The sequence below is a fragment of the Mucilaginibacter sp. P5_A6 genome, from assembly GCF_056400585.1.
Genome location: NZ_JBFUKZ010000002.1, coordinates 418,380 through 437,583, shown reverse-complemented (window position 1 = coordinate 437,583; position 19,204 = coordinate 418,380). Strand labels below are relative to the sequence as shown.

Here is a 19,204-nt window from a genome sequence, read left to right as displayed (position 1 = left end):
CGGCTTTTTTATAGTTACTCACAATCCACACGTTACCATTGTTTTAGCCCTGCCCGTTACCATTTTCCAGGCTTTGGCATCTGGCAAAGAATTGCCTGCTAATAATTCTTTATCTGTTTGGGCCTGTGCCACGCACGAAAATAAGAACGAAACAGCCAGAATAATGAGCAAATATTTTATTGTGGTGGTGTTCATCTCTATAATGTGCGAAAATTTTGATTGCAAGCGATTTTAACCTATGTAAAAATAAAAAAGCCATCACACTGTTTGGGTATGTGATGGCTTATATTTTATGCTTGTAACAAAGTTTTTATACCAGGTTCTTTTTAATGTATCCGATACTTTGCGCAATACTGTCAAACGGATCGCCGGGGCATACGTCCTGCTCAACAAAAAAGTATTTCATGCCTGCTTTTTTTGATTGTGCCAAAATCTTTTTAAAGTCGATAACACCATTGCCTACTTCTGTAAATTTCTTTTCAGGAGTTTTGTCCATATCCTTAACATGCAACAGCGGGAAACGACCAGGATATTTATTGAACAAGGCTATGGGGTCTTGCCCGGCTTTGGTTGTCCAGTACAGGTCCATTTCCATTTTTACCAGGTTGGGGTCGGTGTTGGTCAATAATATTTCATAAGGATATTTTCCATCCTGCTGCACAAATTCAAAATCATGGTTGTGGTAGCATAGCTGTATCCCCGCACTTTTACAGGTATCACCTGCAACATCAAGCATATTGGCTATATTTTTATAATGATCAAGGTCACCACGCTCCGATTGGGATAAATAAGCGCATACCATATATTTAACGCCTACAGCAGCGGCATTGTCAACGGCTTTTTTCCAGTCGTTTAAAATAGTGCCTTTTTGCGATTCACCGTTAACCAGTTCCTCACCAAGGCGATAATGCGCACTTGGCATGATCAGGCCTTCCTGGTTTAAAACACTTAAAAATCCTTTGGCGTTCATGCCATAAAATAATTGGGAGCCTGTATAAGTAGCCCCCTCAACAGAGGTAAAACCTAATTTGGCTACTTTTGCCAATGCTGCTATTGGGTCTTTTGCCATAGCATCGCGTACTGTATAAAGCTGCAAGCCTATTTGTTTTTTGTCGTAAGCAAATAAGCGGGGCGCTGCTAAAAGCCCGGCTGTAAACACCGCCGAAGTTTTGAGAAATGAGCGTCTGGTAGTCATTGTTTTTCGTTTTAGTAATTGGTTACTGTAAATATAGCGTATTAGCCATACCAAAACCAAAGACTTGAAATAATTTGAATGGTTTAGAAGAATATATAATAATTGTTACCATTTCGGTATAAATAGTATTCCTGTATTATTATATCCATCAATTAAGTAGACCTTTTTACATATAAACAAGATTCTTTTCCATAAACTTGCAGTGTAAATAGTTGTTTATCATAAACACCCAGTCGTAAAACATGAGTCCGGAGTTTTATCAGCAAATTTTTAACAAGCAGCAAAAACTTGAGTATATCCCTTCAAATAAGGAAATTACCAGGTGGGCGCTACGGGTCATTCATTTATTGTACCCCGAACAAACAGCAAAAATGTTTGCAACTGTTGATGAGTTGAAGGCGGAGTTTGTTTTACTGGAGGCCGAACTTTACAGCATCATGGAGGCCACAAAAGCGTGCGGCGACTGTGATAATAAGAAGCGTGCCGCTGATTTTTTTGAACAACTGCCGCAACTTTACCAGGTACTCAACACAGATATCCAGGCCATATTTAATGGAGACCCGGCTGCACGCAGCGAGTTTGAGGTTATCAGAACCTATCCGGGCTTTTTTGCCATTTCGCTGTACCGGCTGGCGCATCGTTTGTATGTAAGTGATGTTCCCTTAATCCCGAGGATATTAACCGAATATGGGCACTCCAAAACAGGTATTGATATACACCCGGCAGCAGTTATCGGCGAGTATTTCTATATAGATCATGGTACAGGCATTGTCATAGGCGAAAGTTGCAGTATCGGCTCACACGTAAAATTATACCAGGGTGTTACCCTTGGTGCTTTAAGTGTTGATAAAAGTATGGCATTCACCAAACGTCATCCTACTGTTGAGGACAATGTAGTTATATACTCGGGCGCTACTATACTGGGTGGTGAAACGGTTATTGGCAATAATAGTATAATTGGGGGCAATGTTTGGCTTACCAAAAGCCTTCCCCCTAACTCAAGGGTATACCACACACCAAAGATCCGCATACTTAAAAAGTTAAGCAGGCGGATCTTTGGAGAAAATAAATAAATTACATCTCCTACAACGAAAACGAATTATGGCTGCACTGATTGATCTGATAGGCAATACGCCTATGGTTGAAATAAAAAAGCTAAACCCTAATCCCAACGTACAAATATTTGCCAAGCTGGAAGGTAATAATCCCGGCGGCAGTGTTAAGGACCGTGCATCGCTTAACATGATCCGAAGCGCTATTGAACGTGGCGATATTAAGCCGGGCACTAAGCTTATTGAAGCTACCAGCGGCAATACCGGTATAGCACTGGCCATGATAGCCCGCCTGTTTGACCTGGAAATTGAGCTGGTAATGCCATCAAATTCCACCCGCGAACGAACGCTTACTATGGAGGCTTTTGGTGCTAAAGTAACCTTGCTGGAAGGCATTGAACTTTGCCGTGATTATGCCGAAGAAAAAGCAGCTACTGGTGAATTTTATTTAGTAAACCAGTTTGGAAATCCAGATAATTACGGAGCTCATATTAAAACTACAGGGCCCGAGATTTGGCGGGATACTGAAGGCAAAATAACCCATTTTGTAAGCGCAATGGGTACAACGGGCACCATTATGGGCTGCTCCATATACCTTAAAAAACAAAATCCAGTTATACAGATAGTGGGCTGCCAGCCTACTGAAGGCTCATCTATCCCGGGAATCCGCAGGTGGTCGGCTGCTTACCTGCCAAAAATATTTGACGCTTCAAGAGTTGACAGGGTGATGGATATCTCTGAAGAAGAGGCTACCCAAATGGCCCGTAAACTGGCTAAGGTTGAAGGTGTATTTGCCGGCATGAGCAGTGGCGGCGCCTTATCAGCAGCCATAAAATTAGCAACCGAATTAAAAGAAGGCATAATTGTATTTATCTGCTGTGATCGCGGCGACCGGTATTTAAGCAGCGAGCTTTTCGGGTAGTTTATTACTTACCTAAATCGTAATTGATAACCACTGTTGGCAGCAAGGTAGCATTATCCATAGGCACCTGGTTGGTTGATAAGATAGGCTTGCGTTTAGCATAAAATTCATAAACCTCTTTCAACAAAGCTTTACTTGGGATAGGCGGCTGATTAAATCCTATCGAAAACGGGATCACAAAATCATGTGCTTTCTCATGATCGGGAATGATCCATTTATGATTGGATTTTTTAAGCGCTTCAATAACCGGAGTAGTTAATATGTAATCATCAGCATAATAAACAACAATCCTTTTAATAGTGCCCTTTTCATCAGCTGTAAATTTAAAAACGGCTGTTCCGGTTGCCTTCTTGCTAACTATCTCGGGCGATACTTTCAGGCTATCCCTGAAAAAAGAGGTCATTACCGGAGCTCCGCCCTGGAAAGGGAATACCTGCTCTGTTTGAGCCATACTATAAACTGACGATAAAACGGCGGCGACAATTAATATGATCTTTTTCATTTATTCTTTTTTTGGTTATTCTTCTTTGGGTTCTCTTTTGCTTCCTTCATACAGCTCATATTCAAATAAGCGGCAATCCAGTTTACCATTGTAAAATTCTATTCTTCTTGATGGGCGCAAACCTATCTTTTTCGCCAGGTCGGGATTGCCGGTAAAAACATATCCCCTGTATCCCAGGCATTTCTTTTTCAGGAAATCGCCCATTCTTTTGTAAGTAACCTCCAGTTTGCTGTGTACGCCTAAACGTTCACCATATTCCGGGTTAAACATTACAACACCAGCATCCCCGGGCACTTCAGTGTCTTCGAAGTCACAAACAGCAAAATCAATCAAATGTTCTACACCGGCTGTTTTTGCATTTTTTTGGGCTATATCAATCGCGTCTTCAGATATATCGGTAGCTATAATTTTAAAGCCGGTTTCTTTTTTTGCCTTATCTTTTAATTTGCGGCGTTCGGCAAAAAACACGGTCTCGTCATACCCCATAATATGCATAAAACCATAGTTCATCCTAAATAAGCCCGGATGTTTATCTGTAGCCAGCAAGGCTGCTTCAATAGCCAGTGTACCAGATCCGCACATGGGGTTAATGAAAGTACTCTTCCTATCCCAATTGGTGGCCATAATGGTTGATGTGGCTAAAGCTTCCAGCATAGGAGCCTTGCCCGGTATTTTACGGTAACTATGCTTGGCAAGTGTTTCGCCCGATGTATCCATAAAAATATCCGCATCACTATCCTGCCAGTAAAGGTGTACCAGCGTCTTATTTGCCTCCGAGCCAGAATTAGGCCTGATGTCTTTCACAGATTTAATTCTGTCAACAATGGCATCCTTTACTTTCACATTGGCAAACAATGGCGTAAGTATATGCTCGTTATTAACGTTTGATGTTACAGAAAAATAGCCGCTAAAATCTATTAACTTCTCCCATTCAATGGTTACCAGTTCATCATATAGCTGTTTAGGATCATCGGCCTTAAAGCTTTTTATAAGGTAAAGCACCTGGCTTGCGCAGCGCAGGTTTAAATTAAGGGCTATAGTATCAGCCACCGTGCCCTTAAGCTCAACCCCGGTTTGAAAAACGCGGGTTGGCGTATAGCCCAATTCTTCTACTTCCTGTTGAAGGTAGCCCGACAGCCTTTTATTACAGGTAATTATTATTTTACTCTCGTTGTGGAAAACTTGCATAATATTTTGCGAATTTATGAATTAAAAAGCCCCTATTTTAATTTCCTAAGCATTAACTTTACATTTTAAATTTTTTAAGATTATGGAAGTTAAAGGTAAAGTACATGAGGTGTCGCCAACACAGCAGGTAACAGAGTCACTAAAAAAGCGTGAACTGATAATTGAGTATGTTGAGAATCCACAGTATCCCGAATATTTAAAGTTTGAAGCCATACAGGATCGTTGCGCGTTAATGGACAACGTAAAAATTGGTGACGACGTTGAAGTTTTCTTTAACCTGAAAGGCCGTCCATGGACTGATAAAACAGGCAAGAAAAGCTATTTCAACTCATTGCAGTTATGGAAAATTAACGTTTTGTCGGGTGCAGGTGCCGCCTCAACCCCAGAATATGCAGCGCCGGCAGCTGATATCAGTTCATCAAGTGATGATGACGACCTGCCGTTTTAATCGGGTTGCACATTAGATATTTAAAAGCTCCTTTTATTAAAGGGGCTTTTTTCGTTACATATCAAACAGCAATACCCTATTCTTCAAACCGTTATTGTATATTAACAATTGTTAAATTTTGTTAAATGCCCCTTTTGTTGGGTTATTTAAAATAATTTTGTTTGTTAACAAATGAAGAAAAGAAGCATAGGATTGATTATTGGACTAATGGGACTTGCACTTTTAGGTGTAATGGCCATGCAATTGTACTTTTTAAGGCAATCGTACCAGATGCAATCCGAACTATTTGACCGTTCTGTTAACGAAGCGCTCAATAACGTGGTATCAAAAGTAACCAAACAGGATGCCAATAATTTTTTAAGTTCAAGAGCTCAAAATAAAGATACGGAGGTAGATGAAGGGGGAATTAAAATTGTTAAAAGTAATTCAAACAAGGCATACGACTTAAACTCAAAGAAAAAGACAACTTATAAACAACGACGGATTGCCCTTTTGCGTGATAGCCTTGAACGAATGATCATGCACAAAAAGCTGGATGATGAGTTGAGCAATTTATTAATGCAGGAGGGTACCATTGATTTCAGCGTTGAAGAGCAAACAGACGAATTTGGGGTTGTGCATGTAAGGTTTACCCCGCAAGCTGTAAGAACACGCATAACAAAAATTAAAATACCCAAAAAGCTACACAAATATGATACGCTCAGGTATTTTTACCAAGACCCAATGATAGGCAAGCAGTTAACACTGCAACTTATACCCAACCCCCTTTGGGAGCGCGAGCAAAGACGTAAACAAAAGGAAAAACAAGTTTACCAGATCAAAAAAATGCTGGAGACTGATTCCCTCCAAAATTTAAATAATAGCAAAATTAGCGTTATCGAAAACCTGGCAGAGGATTATCGGAAATCCGGGCAGCCGCTAACCAAACGCCTAAGTCGGTTTTGGATTGATTCCTTACTCCGGTTCGAACTCCATAATAAAGGAGTGTACCTGCCTTTTAGCTATGAAGTTTCAACGGCCAATAATGATTCACTTATATTTTCAAGCGCCAATGACCTGGAAGGTAACAAGCCTGTATTTATAGCTGCAAATACCTACCAAACCCCTATTTTCAGTAAGGATGTGATCAATGATCCAGGCAAAATAAAGCTTACATTCCCTCAAAAAAACTCACTTATATTAAGCCATATGACTGCTACAATGGGCACCACAGGCGGTTTGTTGCTGGTGCTTATATTTTGCTTCGGATACACTATATTTTCTATCCTAAAACAAAAAAAGGTATCGGAGATGAAAATAGACTTTATCAACAACATGACCCACGAGTTTAAAACCCCTGTATCAACCATCATGATAGCAAGCGAGGCTTTAAAAGATACCGAAATTACAAACGACCAAAGCCGGGTATCGCGCCTTGCCAATATAATTTTTGAAGAGAACGAACGTTTAGGAAGCCATATAGAAAGAGTACTTAATATTGCCCGCATAGAAAAGAATGATTTTAAGCTCGACAAAAAACCGCTTGATGTAAACGATATGATAGCCGTTGTATTGGATAGCATGGCACTTAAACTGCATAAATGCAATGCCAAAACAACCCTTGAATTGGATGCAGAGCATGCCGTTATCATAGCTGACGAGCTGCATTTTTCGAACGTGTTGTACAACCTTATAGACAATGCCATTAAGTATAGCGTTGACCATCCGGAAATTACCATCAGCACGGTTAACAGGAACGGGCAGATTATTATAAAAGTTGCTGATAAAGGTATTGGGATGAGCCGCGATCAGCAGACAAAAATATTTGAGCAGTTTTATCGCATTCCAACAGGAAACCTTCATGATGTAAAAGGTTTCGGCCTTGGCTTAAGCTATGTAAACACCATAGTTAAACGCTTGAATGGTACCATAAGCGTAAGATCCGAAAAGGAAAAAGGGTCGGAATTTGAATTGAAATTTGGGTTGGCGTAGGGAGTCGGAAAGTCCGGGAGACAGTAAAATCCGGAAGTAAATAATTGAAATAAAATCTTCCGGACCTTCCGAATATCGGATTTCCGGGCAAAAAAACATGAAGAAAATACTACTGGTTGAGGACGATGCCAATTTGGGTTTGCTGTTGCAGGATTACCTGCAGCTGAAAGGTAAGTTCGATGTTGTTTTGTGCAAGGATGGAGAAGAAGGCCTGCGTGCTTTCACCAAACAGATGTACGACTTATTGATACTTGATGTAATGATGCCCAAAAAGGATGGTTTTACTTTAGGCAAAGATATCAGGAAGATAAATCCTAATGTTCCTATCATTTTCGCCACAGCAAAAAGCATGATAGAGGATAAAACACAGGCTTTTAACCTTGGCGGTGATGATTATATAACCAAACCTTTCCGTATTGAAGAGTTGTTACTGCGCATAAATGCCCTCCTTAAACGTACCGGCGGAACCGAAAAATCTGAAGAAGAAAAACAAACCAACTTCAAAATAGGCCGTTATTCGTTTGATTATACCTCGCAGATCATCACCATTGGCGAATCGAACCAAAAATTATCCACTAAAGAGGCCGAACTGCTCCGCCTGCTGTGCATGCGTAAAAACGAGGTACTTACCCGCGAAGAAGCCCTCCTTAACATCTGGCATGATGATAATTATTTTAATGGCCGCAGCATGGATGTGTTTTTAAGCAAGATCCGTAAGTATTTAAAGGATGACCCTAATGTAGAGATCATTAACGTACATGGCCGGGGTTATAAATTGCTTATCAATTAACCCCGGTCCGGGTATCTGTTGCCTTGGTTATTCTGGATGCTGAATTGAAACATTTTCCAGGGCATATTCATAAGTTTAAAACTGTATGGCTTTTTTGTGGCATAGAATGCGTATTTAATGCCTTTTAGTTAAGTTATCTAAATCATCAAGATCTTTATATCTGCCCGATGCCTTTTTAGCACTAATAAGGTCATTCAAATGAATAGTTCTGACAAGTAAGCCATCTTCCTCAAAATAGATCGCGCTATTATAACAGGAATCAAAGTCAACCCCCAGTGCAGATGTCATTACATCAATAGACGCCGGAGGTCTGCCAAATGTAAATACCTCTATATTTTCATTTAAGAACTTCTCCTCTGTCATATCAAAAACGGGCATACCGAAATGCAAAAATGCGGTTCTTAACTTTTTATAATTGTCAACTGTTTTTGCAACCAAAATATCCATGTCACCAGTAGTTCGGGGGTGGCCGTGTAAAATGACAGAATACCCACCAATCAGCACATACTTAACATCATTTTTATTAAGCTGGTCAATAAAATCTCTGAAATCCTGATTGAAAATATTACCCATCTATTTTTCCCTGGTCCTGATACTGAACACGGTTTTATCCATCCTTGGAGGATTATTCTCCGGGTAATTATAAGCAACACTATTTAGGTAGTTTGCTATGCGCAGTCTTTCCTGCCAGGTAAGCTGTTTATAATACCCTGTTTGGTCGGCGGCTTCTTTAGCTGTCTGGGCTTTAAAAGCAGTCCGGTCTAATCTAAAATCGCTCATAGTTCAAATATACCGCAAAAACTTTTACATGTAACAAATTTGTTAAGCCACAGTTATGGTTTTATGCCGATTAATAAATAGGTTTGTTATAGACTGATCTCATTATTTATTAACTATGAAACTAAAACTACTTTTTTCGTGCCTCTTATCTGCGGGCATAAGCGCTCAGCTGTTTGCACAGGAAACCGTTGATCCGGCAATAGTTCAAAAAATTCGTGACGAGGGTTTAAATCACTCCAAAGTGATGGAAACCGCTTTTTACCTAACCGATGTATCCGGCCCCCGTTTGGCTAATTCTCCGGGATTAAAACGTGCACAAAACTGGGCTGTTGAGCAATTGAAAACATGGGGTATGGTAAACGCCAAATTAGAGCCATGGGGCAAGTTTGGTAAAGGATGGGAAGTTCAAAAAAACTATGCCGCTATTACTGTTCCATACTATCATGCTATTATAGCTATCCCCAAAGCCTGGACACCTGGCACCGGCGGATTGATCAAAGGTGATGTTATGGTTGTAAAAGCCGATTCTGCTATTGATTTGGAAAAATACAAGGGCAAGCTGCAAGGCAAGGTTGTGATATTTGATACCAAACCACTTACCGAACGTACTTTTAAATCTGATGCAGCCCGTTATACCGATGAGGAGCTGGCCACCATGGAAAAGGCAACTATGGCCCCTGCACGCGAGCGCCGGGCGTTTGATCCAAACGCACCCCAGTTTGCTGCCATGCGTAAACTACGTGCATTCAGGGCGTCTTTAGGTGAGTTTCTATTGCAGGAAAAGGTTGCTTTGGTTTTAAGTCAGGGAAGAGGCACAGATGGCACTGTATTTACCACAAACGGTGCTTCATACGCCGATACAGCTAAAGCCGTAGCGCCGGAACTGGAAACCAGCAGCGAAGACTATCAGCGCATTTTACGCCTGGTAAATGCAGGTAAACCGGTACAAGTGGAGGCCGACATAAAAACTCAGTTTTTTACTGATGATATGCAGGGTTATGATGTAGTTGGAGAAATTTCGGGCACCGATAAAAAGCTAAAAGACCAGGTTGTTATGCTTGGCGGCCACCTTGATTCATGGCATGCAGCAACCGGCGCTACCGATAATGCCGCAGGCAGCGCGGTAATGCTGGAGGCTATGCGTATACTAAAAGCTATCGGTTTTAAACCAAAACGCACCATTCGTATTGCGCTCTGGAGTTCAGAGGAGCAGGGCTTATTTGGCTCACGGGGCTATGTGTTAAATCACTTTGGCGATCCTAAAACTATGCAGCTAAAGCCCGAGCAGGCAAAGCTTTCGGCATATTACAATTTAGATAACGGTACGGGTAAAATAAGGGGTATCTATTTGCAAGGCGATTCGGCTGCAGGGCCAATATTTAAAACCTGGCTGGAGCCCTTTAAAGATTTGGGCGCTACAACGGTAACCATCAGCAACACAGGCGGTACAGATCACCAATCATTTGATGCGGTGGGGATCCCGGGCTTCCAGTTTATCCAGGATGCTGTTGATTATGGTTCGCGCACCCACCATAGCAACCAGGATACTTACGATCGCCTGATTGAGGATGACCTTAAACAAGCTGCTACCATTATTGCCTCGTTTGTTTATAATACCTCACAACGTACCGAAATGATACCACGTAAAGAATTGCCTAAGCCGCAACCGGCACGCTAAATATCATTTTAAAGTGTTCCATCGGAACGGTGGAACGCAGCGGAACGGGTGGAACACCTTTCTGTTTGACTCTCAATGATTTAGGTAAAGTTTAAAACAAGGGCGGAACGCTATGGTGGCTGATTTTCAGCTGTTTACATAAACGCAAAAAGCAAAATGTAAACTAACAACAGGACTAATCAGTAAAAGTGTAAACTTTTTTCAGGGCGAGACAAACAAAGCAAAAACCAATACTTTGGCTATCAATTATATTAGCTTATTTGATAGGAAAGTATTTAAAAAAAGAAGAGAAAAAACGGGAAAAATTGAGAATTATAAAGAAAAATTCAATAAAAAAAGCGGTGCTGTTTTGGCATCGCTTTTTTTATTGCTTTATTCTTTTATCAAATACAAATGGTTCTGTTTTAACTAAGCGGATGGATTTAAAATCATCATGCTTAGGATTGATCAGGTAGTTGACCTCTTCGTCAATAATGGAGGATGGAACTGCTAATACAGCCGACTGCTTGTCTGCTATCCATTTATTGCCCAGGTTTTGAGTAAACAACATCCGGTCATATTCCTGCCAGTCTGGCGACAGGTCTTCCTTTTTAATACTGATGACCGGTAAGGTATCCGGCACCTCAATGGTCATTACATTAAAAGCAAGGTTGAGGCCAACCTGGTTACGGTGAACCACGTTTTCAAGACAGGCTAATGACCGCGATGAGGCCGTATATATCATCTCCACATCATTAGGGTTCCACCTGGCGGCCCTGCCCGATGCTACCAGTTTACCCGAATATTTTGCAAGCGCAATACGGTATACAAGCATCGTTAAGCCAGATCGCCAAATTGTATACGGATCAACTCTTCTTCGATGAGCTGGATACCTGTTATGGTATCCATTATATCAAAAGGCAGCCTGTTGCCAAGGCCATAAGCCGGCGTATTAAGCCACTGATGAAATGCCTGGCCCGAGCCGAATATTTCTATACCGGTATCAAATAGCGCAAATGATTTAAGCAGTTTTTCGCTTAAGGCGGCATCCAGTTTTAAATCGCGGCTAACATGGTTTTGAATAGTTTTAACCGTGGTTTTAAATGTTTCCTGGAATTCATCCTGGGTAAAACCCGATAATGATAAAAAATCAAGCGCGGTTTTTGCATCCAGTCCACTTTTTGACCGATTTAACAAGCTGATAGCATCTGTGTATTTTGGCTGACGGTTGTATACACCTTCAAAATCAGAAACATAACTAACTTTTTCAAAATCCTTATAAATCACAGGGGATTTTTTAAGGGTTGCTTGTTTTTTTACCTTTGCCATTGGTTTTATCTTCTACAACAAATATAGAAATTTTTCCACAAATAAAAGAAATTTTTCCATTTATTGTAATTCTATCCGCTGATGCTGGTAGGGTATCTCTATATGTTTAAACCCTTTCTCTTTTAGCTTTCCACTAAAATACTGCTGTACCTCGTATTCGCCGTGTACAAGAAAAATGCTTTTTACCTTTTCAGGATCCTGGCAAGCCATAAAATGCAGCAGGTCCTCATAATCGCCATGGGCACTCATTGATCTGATGGACTTTACCTCGGCATTAACGGTGTATGCTTCGCCAAAAATATTAACTTCCTTATCCCCGTTAAGTAAACGCCCGCCCAATGAGCTGGGCTCACAGTAGCCTACCATTAAAATAGTGTTTTTATTATTGCCGATATTTTTTTTAATATGATGCTTTACCCGGCCGGCTTCGGCCATGCCCGATGCGGAGATGATAACACATGGGCTTGGGTTATCATTCAGGGCAATGGATTCTTCGGTTGATTGAATAAACCGGAGTCCTTTAAATCCAAAAGGGTTTGGGTCGGTTTTTAATACGGCTTTCACTGCTTTATTATAAACCTCGGGGTGGCCCATGATTACCTGGGTGGCTTTTTCTGATAGCGGACTATCAACAAAATAAGGCAGATCCGGCAATACTCCTCTCAACTCCAGGGCATTTAAAGCGTATAGCAACTCCTGTGTTCGCCCAACACTAAATGCCGGGATAATCACTTTACCCTGCTTAATCTCGCAGGTTTCTTTAATAATCTCCAATAAGGCATCCTCAATAGGCCCGATATCCTTGTGCAGTGAATCGCCATAGGTTGATTCCAGCAAAATATAATCAGACTGGTCAAATACCTCCGGATCATTTAACAGCATGTCATCATATCGTCCAACATCACCGCTAAAAGTAATATGGGTTGGCTTGCCATCTTCCAATATGGATAAATGCACTACCGCGCTGCCTAATATGTGGCCGGCATCTGTAAACTTTAGCTTTACCCGGGGGGTAATCTCAAACTCCTCCTTATATTCAACAATTTTAAATAGCCTAAGCGCATCCATCGCCTGCTCATCTGTATACAGCGGCTCCAATAAGGGTTGACCTTTACGCGCCCGGCGCTTGTTGATATAGGCAACATCCTGCATCTGGATATGCGCCGAATCCATCAGCAGAATTCGCGCCAGATCCATTGTAGCCGATGTGCAATAAATAGGGCCATTATAGCCTTCGGCAACTAAACGCGGAATTAATCCGCAGTGATCAATATGCGCATGAGATAGCACCATATGATCAACCTTTTGTGGATTGAATCCAAAATGTTCGTTCAGGTCATCAGATTCTTCGCCCATGCCCTGGAACATCCCGCAGTCCAATAATATGCTGGTACCATCCTTTAAGCTGATAAGATGCTTGCTGCCGGTAACGTTACGGGCAGCGCCATGAAAGGTTATATTCATTGATAATTTAGTATGAAATAGCTTAACGAAGATGAGGATTAAAAGTTTAGTTTCAATAAAACTAAGTTTTTAGTTGTTATTTTAATTTATAGTATTTACCTTAGTTTAACCAATTGGATAATTGATGTGATTTTAAATAAGCATCAATAATATTTATTACAAAGCACATGGAAATTAAAGAATTAACCCGCGCCGAAGAACAAATTATGCAAGTATTATGGCAACTGGAAAAGGCCTATGTAAAAGATGTGATTGACGTATTACCCGAGCCAAAACCAGCCTATAATACCGTATCAACCATTATCAGGATTCTTGAAACAAAAGGATTTGTAGGGCATACGGCATTTGGAAAAAGCCATCAATATCATCCGGTAGTAAGTAAAGACCAATACCAGGATTTTGCTTCGGACAAACTGCTGAGCGGCTATTTTGATAATTCTGTAAACCGCATGCTTTCTTTTTTTGTAAAAAAAGAAAAGATCGACCTGAAAGAGGCTGATGAGATCATGAAACTGATTGAAAAACTTAAAGACAAGTAATTATGAATTGGTGGCAATATTTATTACTGGTAAATATTTACCTGGTGCTGTTTTATGTGTTTTATGTTTTATTGCTGCGAAAGGAAACCTTCTTTCAGCTTAACCGCGTTTACCTGGTAACGGCGGCACTATTGTCGTTTATTATACCGGTTATCCAGTCAAACTGGGTGCAAAACCTTTTTATTACACAACAGGTAAAATATACTATTTATAGCATCCCGGTAATAGAGTACCATTTTAAGCCCATAGACGACAGGCATATTAATATGGGCGAAATATTGGCCATTTTGTATTTAAGCGGAATATTGGTTTTATCGGCAAAGCTTACCTGGCAGTTATATAAACTGCGTAAGGTGATGCGGATGCCCAAAGCAGCTGTACCATACTCATTTTTTAAGCAAATAAAACTGGATGAAAGCAATCCCGATAATGCAGTAATTGAAGCGCATGAGCAGGTGCATGCGCAGCAATGGCACTCGGCCGATGTATTGTTGATTGAAATGGTAATGATCATCAACTGGTTTAATCCGATAGTTTACCTGTACCGGTTTTCTATCAAACACATTCACGAATACATTGCCGACAGGCAGGCTGTGCAGGCGGGTACCAGTAAAGCCGATTATGCACTGCTGCTATTGAAGCAAACATTTAATGCGCCGGCCCACCGGCTGGTAAATCCGTTTTTTAACAACAGTTTGTTAAAACAACGTATTATCATGTTACAAAAAAATAAATCGCAGCGAATCTCGCTTATCAAATACGGCCTTTCGGCGCCGTTATTTATACTGATGCTTATTTTATCATCGGCAACTATTAATAACAGTGAAACTTTTACAGCTATTAATGATAAGGCGCAGGAAATATTTATAACACCGGCGTTGCAAACAGACCTTTCTGCTGTACTGCCCGGCAACAATAAACCGATTACAGCTATTAAGACAAGCGATAAGCCTGATACTGGCAAGGTATTTTCTTCGGTAGAGGAATTGCCTGAATTTCCGGGAGGTGTTCAAGGTTTCGGGAGGTTTTTAGGTGTTAACATAAGGTACCCTCGGGACGCAAGGGAAAAGAAAATACAAGGCCGGGTAATTTGTTCCTTTATTGTTGAAGATAATGGAGCTTTATCACACATCAAAATTTTAAGAGGTGTTAGTGCCGATATAGATGCCGAATCGGTTCGCGTGCTTAAGCTTTCACCTAAATGGAAACCCGGTGTACAAAACGGAATAAAAGTACGAACACAGTATACTGTTCCTATAAGTTTCACTTTAGATGTTGATAGCATTAAATTGGACGAAGCTGCACAAACACCGGCAGCGAACAAGGTTTATAGTTCGGTACAGGAACTCCCTGCTTTTCCGGGCGGTATTGAGGCGCTTGGCAAATTTTTAAGCACCAACATCAGGTATCCTAAAAGCGCGAGGGAAAAAGGGATAGAGGGAAGGGTGATATGTACCTTTATTGTAGAAACCGATGGCTCATTATCTAACATAACAATTTTAAGGGGTGTTAGTGCCGATTTGGATGAAGAAGCGGTTAGGGTACTCAAACTCTCGCCAAACTGGACTCCCGGTAAGCAAAATGATACCGAAGTAAGGGTGCAGTATAGCATACCAATTAGCTTTAAACTTACCGAGGATAAAAAGCCGGCAAAATCAACAGAAAATAAAATGGGTAACGTGCGGGATACTGCTGCTACTTACAAAGAATCGCTTATATGCAATAATTTTACTACCGATTCCAAACCGCTGTATGTGCTCAACAACAACCCCATAACTGACCTGCAGCTTAAGCTGATGGATCCAAATACCATTAAAAGCATTAACGTTTTAAAGGACAAAAGCGCCACGGCCCTTTATGGCGATAAAGGCAAAAACGGCGTGATTGTAATAACCACAAAGAACAACAAGAGCTAAGTAACAGATGTGCAGATATGCAGATTACAGATGTGCAGATGAAGTCGGATATGCAAATGTGCAGATTTCAGATGTGCAAATGATTTTGCAGGTGACTTTTAAGGCGTAAAGATGAGGATGAAAGATGTCAGGGTCAAAAAAAAAGCAGATAGAATTATAATTTCCATCTGCTTTTTTTCATTTAATATCAATCATTGGCAGCTCCTCATCTGCATATCTGCACATCTATAATCTGCACATCTGAAGCCTCCACATCTACTTCGTATACCTGTTAATGATATCAACTATTACTTTGTTCTTTTGTAGCTGAGGCAGATAGTCAAACAGGATATAATGTTTCTCCGGATCGGATGTCAATGCCATTTCCAGGTAGTTAAGTGCCTCATTATATTCGCCTTTGGCAAACAGGTAAGCCACCATTCTATAATAAAGCTCTGCCGCTTCGGGGTTATTCTTTATCGCCTGCGAGATGATCTCGATAGCGCCTACCAGTCTTTGCTGTTCGTATAATATAGACGAATAATCAAGCCAGGCATCAATATCCAGGGGGTTTAGCTCAACCACCTTTTCATAAGCCTGTTCAGCTTCGGTCATGTGGCCCAGCTTATACTCAGCATCGGCAATGGCAAACCAATAATCGGCATTGGCAATATCAAGATCGAGCGCTTTTTTGTAAAAGTGCAGGGCCTCGAAATAACGTTCCTCAAAATCAAGTGTAACACCTATCCCAAACCAGGCATCAGCCAGTTTAGGATCCATTTTAACCGATTTTTTATAAAAAGCGCGGGCATCATCCATCTGCTCCAGCTTTTCGTAGCACTCGCCAATAGCGCAATAAGTATCAGCATTAGGTTGCTCATACTCAAAGGTGTGGCGGTATACTTCAATTGCTTCGGCATATTTCTCCAGGTTAACCAATGCGTTACCTTTATTAAAATAGGCTGATGCAAAGCTGTCTTTTATCAGGATGGCATAATCATAAGCATCAATTGCTTTCTCAAACAAACTTAGCTTAGTATAAGCGTTGCCAAGGTTGTACCAGGCTGCGTAGCTGTAAGGCTCGTTATCAATATATTGCTGATAAAACTGCACGCTCTCCTGCTGGTTGTCCATTACATCATAGCAAAAAGCCAGTTCGTACAGGGCATCCTGGTTTTCCATATTTTGCTTAAGGCAAAGCTTAAGGTAGCTTATGGCAGTATCGTAATCGCCCATGTTTTGATAAACGTAGGCAATGTGCAGTAATATCTCATCTGTTTCTTCGGCAAGGCCAAGGGCTTTTTCATAATTTTCCAAAGCTTCACCAAACCGTTCCATGCTCTCGTACAGGTTACCCCGTATAATATAAATATCGGCATCAGAGGCCTCAAGCATAGCGGCCTTTTCAAGAGCGGCAAAGGCTTCGGGAACTTTGTTGCCTACTACAAGCAACTGGGCCTGTTTAATTAAAAAAACTGCTGCAAATGGGTGTTGGTTACGTGCGTACTCTGCCACCTGCAGTGCTCTGGCCGGATCATTCTTTTCGATGTAATAGTCGATAATGTTCTCAAACGCCTGGGCATCAAAAAAGTACTGGTCGTGATTGCGGATCATCTCCTCGTACCGCTCTACCGAAAACTTTGGATCTTCGGTAAAACCAAATTCAAATTCTTCTTCCATTCAATTTTGTTTGCAGAACATCCGCTTTAGGTTAACAATTGATATTGCTTTGTAAAGACTTATTAAGTTGAAAATACGACAATAAAGCGTCTAATCGACAATTTAGTTTTCAACATTCGCACATTTTTAACAGATGTTAATTACAAAGCCTTGATAATTAATGACAATCAATTAGCAGGCAATGGGCGGGGTGATCAAAAAATTGCCTTAAAGATTTCTACCTTTGACAAAAGTAACGATTATGAGCCTTGATATTACAGATATTTTAAAACGTTTACATATAAACGATATTAATGATGCTTTTAGTACCGGGAGCAACTGGGGCAGCAGTGGCGATGCAGCCATAAAAAATGTTACATCGCCCGTTGACGGCCAAAAGATAGCATCGGTTAAATTTGCTACCGAAAGTGATTATAACCAGGTAATTGAGCAAGCTGCCAAAGCATTTAAAACCTGGCGCCAAACCCCTGCCCCAAAGCGCGGCGAAATAGTACGCCAGATAGGCGAGGCCCTGCGTGCCAATAAGCATGACCTGGGTACACTGGTATCCTATGAAATGGGTAAAAGTCTGCAGGAAGGCCTGGGCGAAGTACAGGAAATGGTAGATATAGCCGATTTCGCGGTAGGATTAAGCAGGCAGCTGTATGGTTTAACCATGCACTCAGAAAGACCGGAGCACCGTATGTATGAGCAATACCACCCACTGGGTATTGTCGGCATTATTTCGGCCTTTAACTTCCCGGTTGCAGTATGGAGCTGGAATGCACTGCTGGCATGGGTTTGCGGCGATGTTTGCATCTGGAAACCATCAGAAAAAACACCTTTAACCGCCATTGCCTGCCAGCACATTGCACAGGAGGTTTTTAAAAGAAACAATATTGAAGAAGGGGTATCAAACCTCATCATCGGCGATCGTAATATTGGCGAGCTGATGGCTAATGATACACGCGTACCACTCATTTCGGCCACTGGTTCAACCCGCATGGGTAAGGCGGTGAGCGCGGCCGTGGGCGCCCGGTTAGGCAAAAGCCTGCTGGAGCTGGGCGGCAATAATGCCATCATCATCAGCGAAAATGCCGACCTGGATATGTCGCTCATTGGCGCTGTATTTGGTGCCGTGGGCACCGCAGGGCAGCGTTGTACCAGTACCCGCAGGCTTATTATACACGAGAGTGTTTACGAAGCTTTTAAACAAAAACTGGTGAGCGCTTACGGGCAGATACGGATAGGTAACCCGCTGGATGAGCATAACCACATGGGGCCGCTGATTGATCATGATGCCGTGGCGCTTTACCTGGATTCAATAGAAAAATGCAAGGCCGAAGGCGGCAAATTTGTAGTTGAAGGCGGTAAGCTGGAAGGCAATGCTTATGCATCCGGATGTTATGTAAAGCCATGTATTGCCGAGGTTGAAAATCACTTTAAAATTGTACAGCACGAAACCTTTGCGCCTATCCTCTATCTCATAAAATATACCACGCTTGAAGAGGCTATCGATTTGCAGAATAGTGTACCGCAAGGCCTGTCATCGGCCATAATGACTAATAATTTGCGCGAGGCAGAACAATTTTTATCCTATGCTGGTTCTGACTGTGGAATTGCCAACGTAAACATCGGTACATCGGGCGCAGAAATAGGCGGCGCTTTTGGCGGCGAAAAGGAAACCGGCGGTGGCCGCGAATCCGGTTCTGATGCATGGAAAGTTTATATGAGGCGACAAACCAATACTATTAATTATTCAAAAACGTTGCCATTAGCCCAGGGGATCAAATTCGACCTCTAAAATTTTTAT

The 19,204-nt window shown here is 41.4% G+C and carries 19 protein-coding genes; 9 read left to right on the top strand and 10 right to left on the bottom strand.

From position 1 onward, the window contains the following. Positions 1 to 18: 18 nt before the first annotated feature. Entirely contained in the window at positions 19 to 195 is a 177-nt protein-coding gene (locus AC1DO4_RS03950; protein ID WP_477413182.1) for a hypothetical protein, read from the bottom strand. A 115-nt stretch (positions 196 to 310) separates the two neighbouring features. After that, positions 311 to 1,195 (bottom strand): sugar phosphate isomerase/epimerase family protein, encoded by an 885-nt coding sequence (locus AC1DO4_RS03945; protein WP_477413180.1) that lies wholly within the window; start codon positions 1,193 to 1,195, stop codon positions 311 to 313. 242 nt (positions 1,196 to 1,437) lie between these two features. Between AC1DO4_RS03945 and epsC the strand changes: the two genes are divergently transcribed. Continuing rightward, positions 1,438 to 2,268 carry a serine O-acetyltransferase EpsC gene (gene epsC, locus AC1DO4_RS03940; RefSeq protein WP_477413178.1) on the top strand — a complete coding sequence of 277 codons (831 nt, stop codon included), beginning with the start codon at positions 1,438 to 1,440 and terminating at the stop codon, positions 2,266 to 2,268. Positions 2,269 to 2,296: 28 nt separating this feature from the next. Further along, complete coding sequence (gene cysM / locus AC1DO4_RS03935) at positions 2,297 to 3,169, top strand: cysteine synthase CysM (protein ID WP_477413176.1); 873 nt, start codon at positions 2,297 to 2,299, stop codon at positions 3,167 to 3,169. Positions 3,170 to 3,173: 4 nt separating this feature from the next. Here cysM and AC1DO4_RS03930 read toward each other — a convergent pair whose 3' ends face one another. Next, positions 3,174 to 3,671, bottom strand: coding sequence for a hypothetical protein (locus AC1DO4_RS03930; protein WP_477413174.1), 498 nt, complete (start codon positions 3,669 to 3,671; stop codon positions 3,174 to 3,176). A 15-nt stretch (positions 3,672 to 3,686) separates the two neighbouring features. Continuing rightward, positions 3,687 to 4,859, bottom strand: coding sequence for a THUMP domain-containing class I SAM-dependent RNA methyltransferase (locus AC1DO4_RS03925; RefSeq protein ID WP_477413172.1), 1,173 nt, complete (start codon positions 4,857 to 4,859; stop codon positions 3,687 to 3,689). 82 nt (positions 4,860 to 4,941) lie between these two features. Between AC1DO4_RS03925 and AC1DO4_RS03920 the strand changes: the two genes are divergently transcribed. The 3 genes from AC1DO4_RS03920 to AC1DO4_RS03910 all read left to right on the top strand — a co-directional run bounded on the left by AC1DO4_RS03920 (position 4,942) and on the right by AC1DO4_RS03910 (position 8,068). Further along, complete coding sequence (locus AC1DO4_RS03920) at positions 4,942 to 5,307, top strand: DUF3127 domain-containing protein (protein ID WP_477400901.1); 366 nt, start codon at positions 4,942 to 4,944, stop codon at positions 5,305 to 5,307. 171 nt (positions 5,308 to 5,478) lie between these two features. Continuing rightward, entirely contained in the window at positions 5,479 to 7,278 is a 1,800-nt protein-coding gene (locus AC1DO4_RS03915; RefSeq protein WP_477413170.1) for a sensor histidine kinase, read from the top strand. Between the two features lie 97 nt (positions 7,279 to 7,375). Continuing rightward, entirely contained in the window at positions 7,376 to 8,068 is a 693-nt protein-coding gene (locus tag AC1DO4_RS03910) for a response regulator transcription factor (protein WP_477400905.1), read from the top strand. 114 nt (positions 8,069 to 8,182) lie between these two features. On the opposite strand, the gene AC1DO4_RS03905 is transcribed toward AC1DO4_RS03910, so the two are convergent. Both AC1DO4_RS03905 and AC1DO4_RS03900 read right to left on the bottom strand, forming a co-directional pair. Then, a complete protein-coding gene (locus tag AC1DO4_RS03905; RefSeq protein ID WP_477413168.1) occupies positions 8,183 to 8,641 on the bottom strand; it encodes a DUF6036 family nucleotidyltransferase in 459 nt (152 codons plus the stop codon). Beyond that, positions 8,642 to 8,848 (bottom strand): hypothetical protein, encoded by a 207-nt coding sequence (locus AC1DO4_RS03900; RefSeq protein WP_477413166.1) that lies wholly within the window; start codon positions 8,846 to 8,848, stop codon positions 8,642 to 8,644. It lies immediately after the preceding gene. 115 nt (positions 8,849 to 8,963) lie between these two features. On the opposite strand from AC1DO4_RS03900, the gene AC1DO4_RS03895 reads away from it, so the two are divergent. Continuing rightward, positions 8,964 to 10,526: a M28 family metallopeptidase gene (locus tag AC1DO4_RS03895; protein WP_477413164.1), complete on the top strand. Its 1,563-nt coding sequence runs from the start codon at positions 8,964 to 8,966 to the stop codon at positions 10,524 to 10,526. Positions 10,527 to 10,890: 364 nt separating this feature from the next. Here the strand turns inward: AC1DO4_RS03895 and AC1DO4_RS03890 are convergent, their stop codons facing one another. Genes AC1DO4_RS03890 through AC1DO4_RS03880 form a run of 3 tightly spaced genes read right to left on the bottom strand, consistent with a single transcriptional unit; the run spans position 10,891 to position 13,298 of the window. Next, a complete protein-coding gene (locus tag AC1DO4_RS03890; RefSeq protein ID WP_477413162.1) occupies positions 10,891 to 11,340 on the bottom strand; it encodes an RES family NAD+ phosphorylase in 450 nt (149 codons plus the stop codon). A 2-nt stretch (positions 11,341 to 11,342) separates the two neighbouring features. Then, positions 11,343 to 11,834: a type II RES/Xre toxin-antitoxin system antitoxin gene (parS, locus tag AC1DO4_RS03885; RefSeq protein ID WP_477413160.1), complete on the bottom strand. Its 492-nt coding sequence runs from the start codon at positions 11,832 to 11,834 to the stop codon at positions 11,343 to 11,345. Positions 11,835 to 11,894: 60 nt separating this feature from the next. Then, positions 11,895 to 13,298 carry an MBL fold metallo-hydrolase RNA specificity domain-containing protein gene (locus AC1DO4_RS03880; RefSeq protein ID WP_477413158.1) on the bottom strand — a complete coding sequence of 468 codons (1,404 nt, stop codon included), beginning with the start codon at positions 13,296 to 13,298 and terminating at the stop codon, positions 11,895 to 11,897. A 167-nt stretch (positions 13,299 to 13,465) separates the two neighbouring features. On the opposite strand from AC1DO4_RS03880, the gene AC1DO4_RS03875 reads away from it, so the two are divergent. Continuing rightward, complete coding sequence (locus AC1DO4_RS03875) at positions 13,466 to 13,837, top strand: BlaI/MecI/CopY family transcriptional regulator (protein WP_477400913.1); 372 nt, start codon at positions 13,466 to 13,468, stop codon at positions 13,835 to 13,837. 2 nt (positions 13,838 to 13,839) lie between these two features. Next, positions 13,840 to 15,753, top strand: a complete 1,914-nt coding sequence (locus AC1DO4_RS03870) for a TonB family protein (protein WP_477413156.1) — start codon at positions 13,840 to 13,842, stop codon at positions 15,751 to 15,753. 255 nt (positions 15,754 to 16,008) lie between these two features. Here the strand turns inward: AC1DO4_RS03870 and AC1DO4_RS03865 are convergent, their stop codons facing one another. Then, entirely contained in the window at positions 16,009 to 17,412 is a 1,404-nt protein-coding gene (locus AC1DO4_RS03865; RefSeq protein WP_477413154.1) for a tetratricopeptide repeat protein, read from the bottom strand. Between the two features lie 241 nt (positions 17,413 to 17,653). On the opposite strand from AC1DO4_RS03865, the gene amaB reads away from it, so the two are divergent. Further along, positions 17,654 to 19,195 carry an L-piperidine-6-carboxylate dehydrogenase gene (gene amaB, locus AC1DO4_RS03860; protein WP_477413152.1) on the top strand — a complete coding sequence of 514 codons (1,542 nt, stop codon included), beginning with the start codon at positions 17,654 to 17,656 and terminating at the stop codon, positions 19,193 to 19,195. The last annotated feature ends 9 nt before the right edge of the window (positions 19,196 to 19,204 follow it).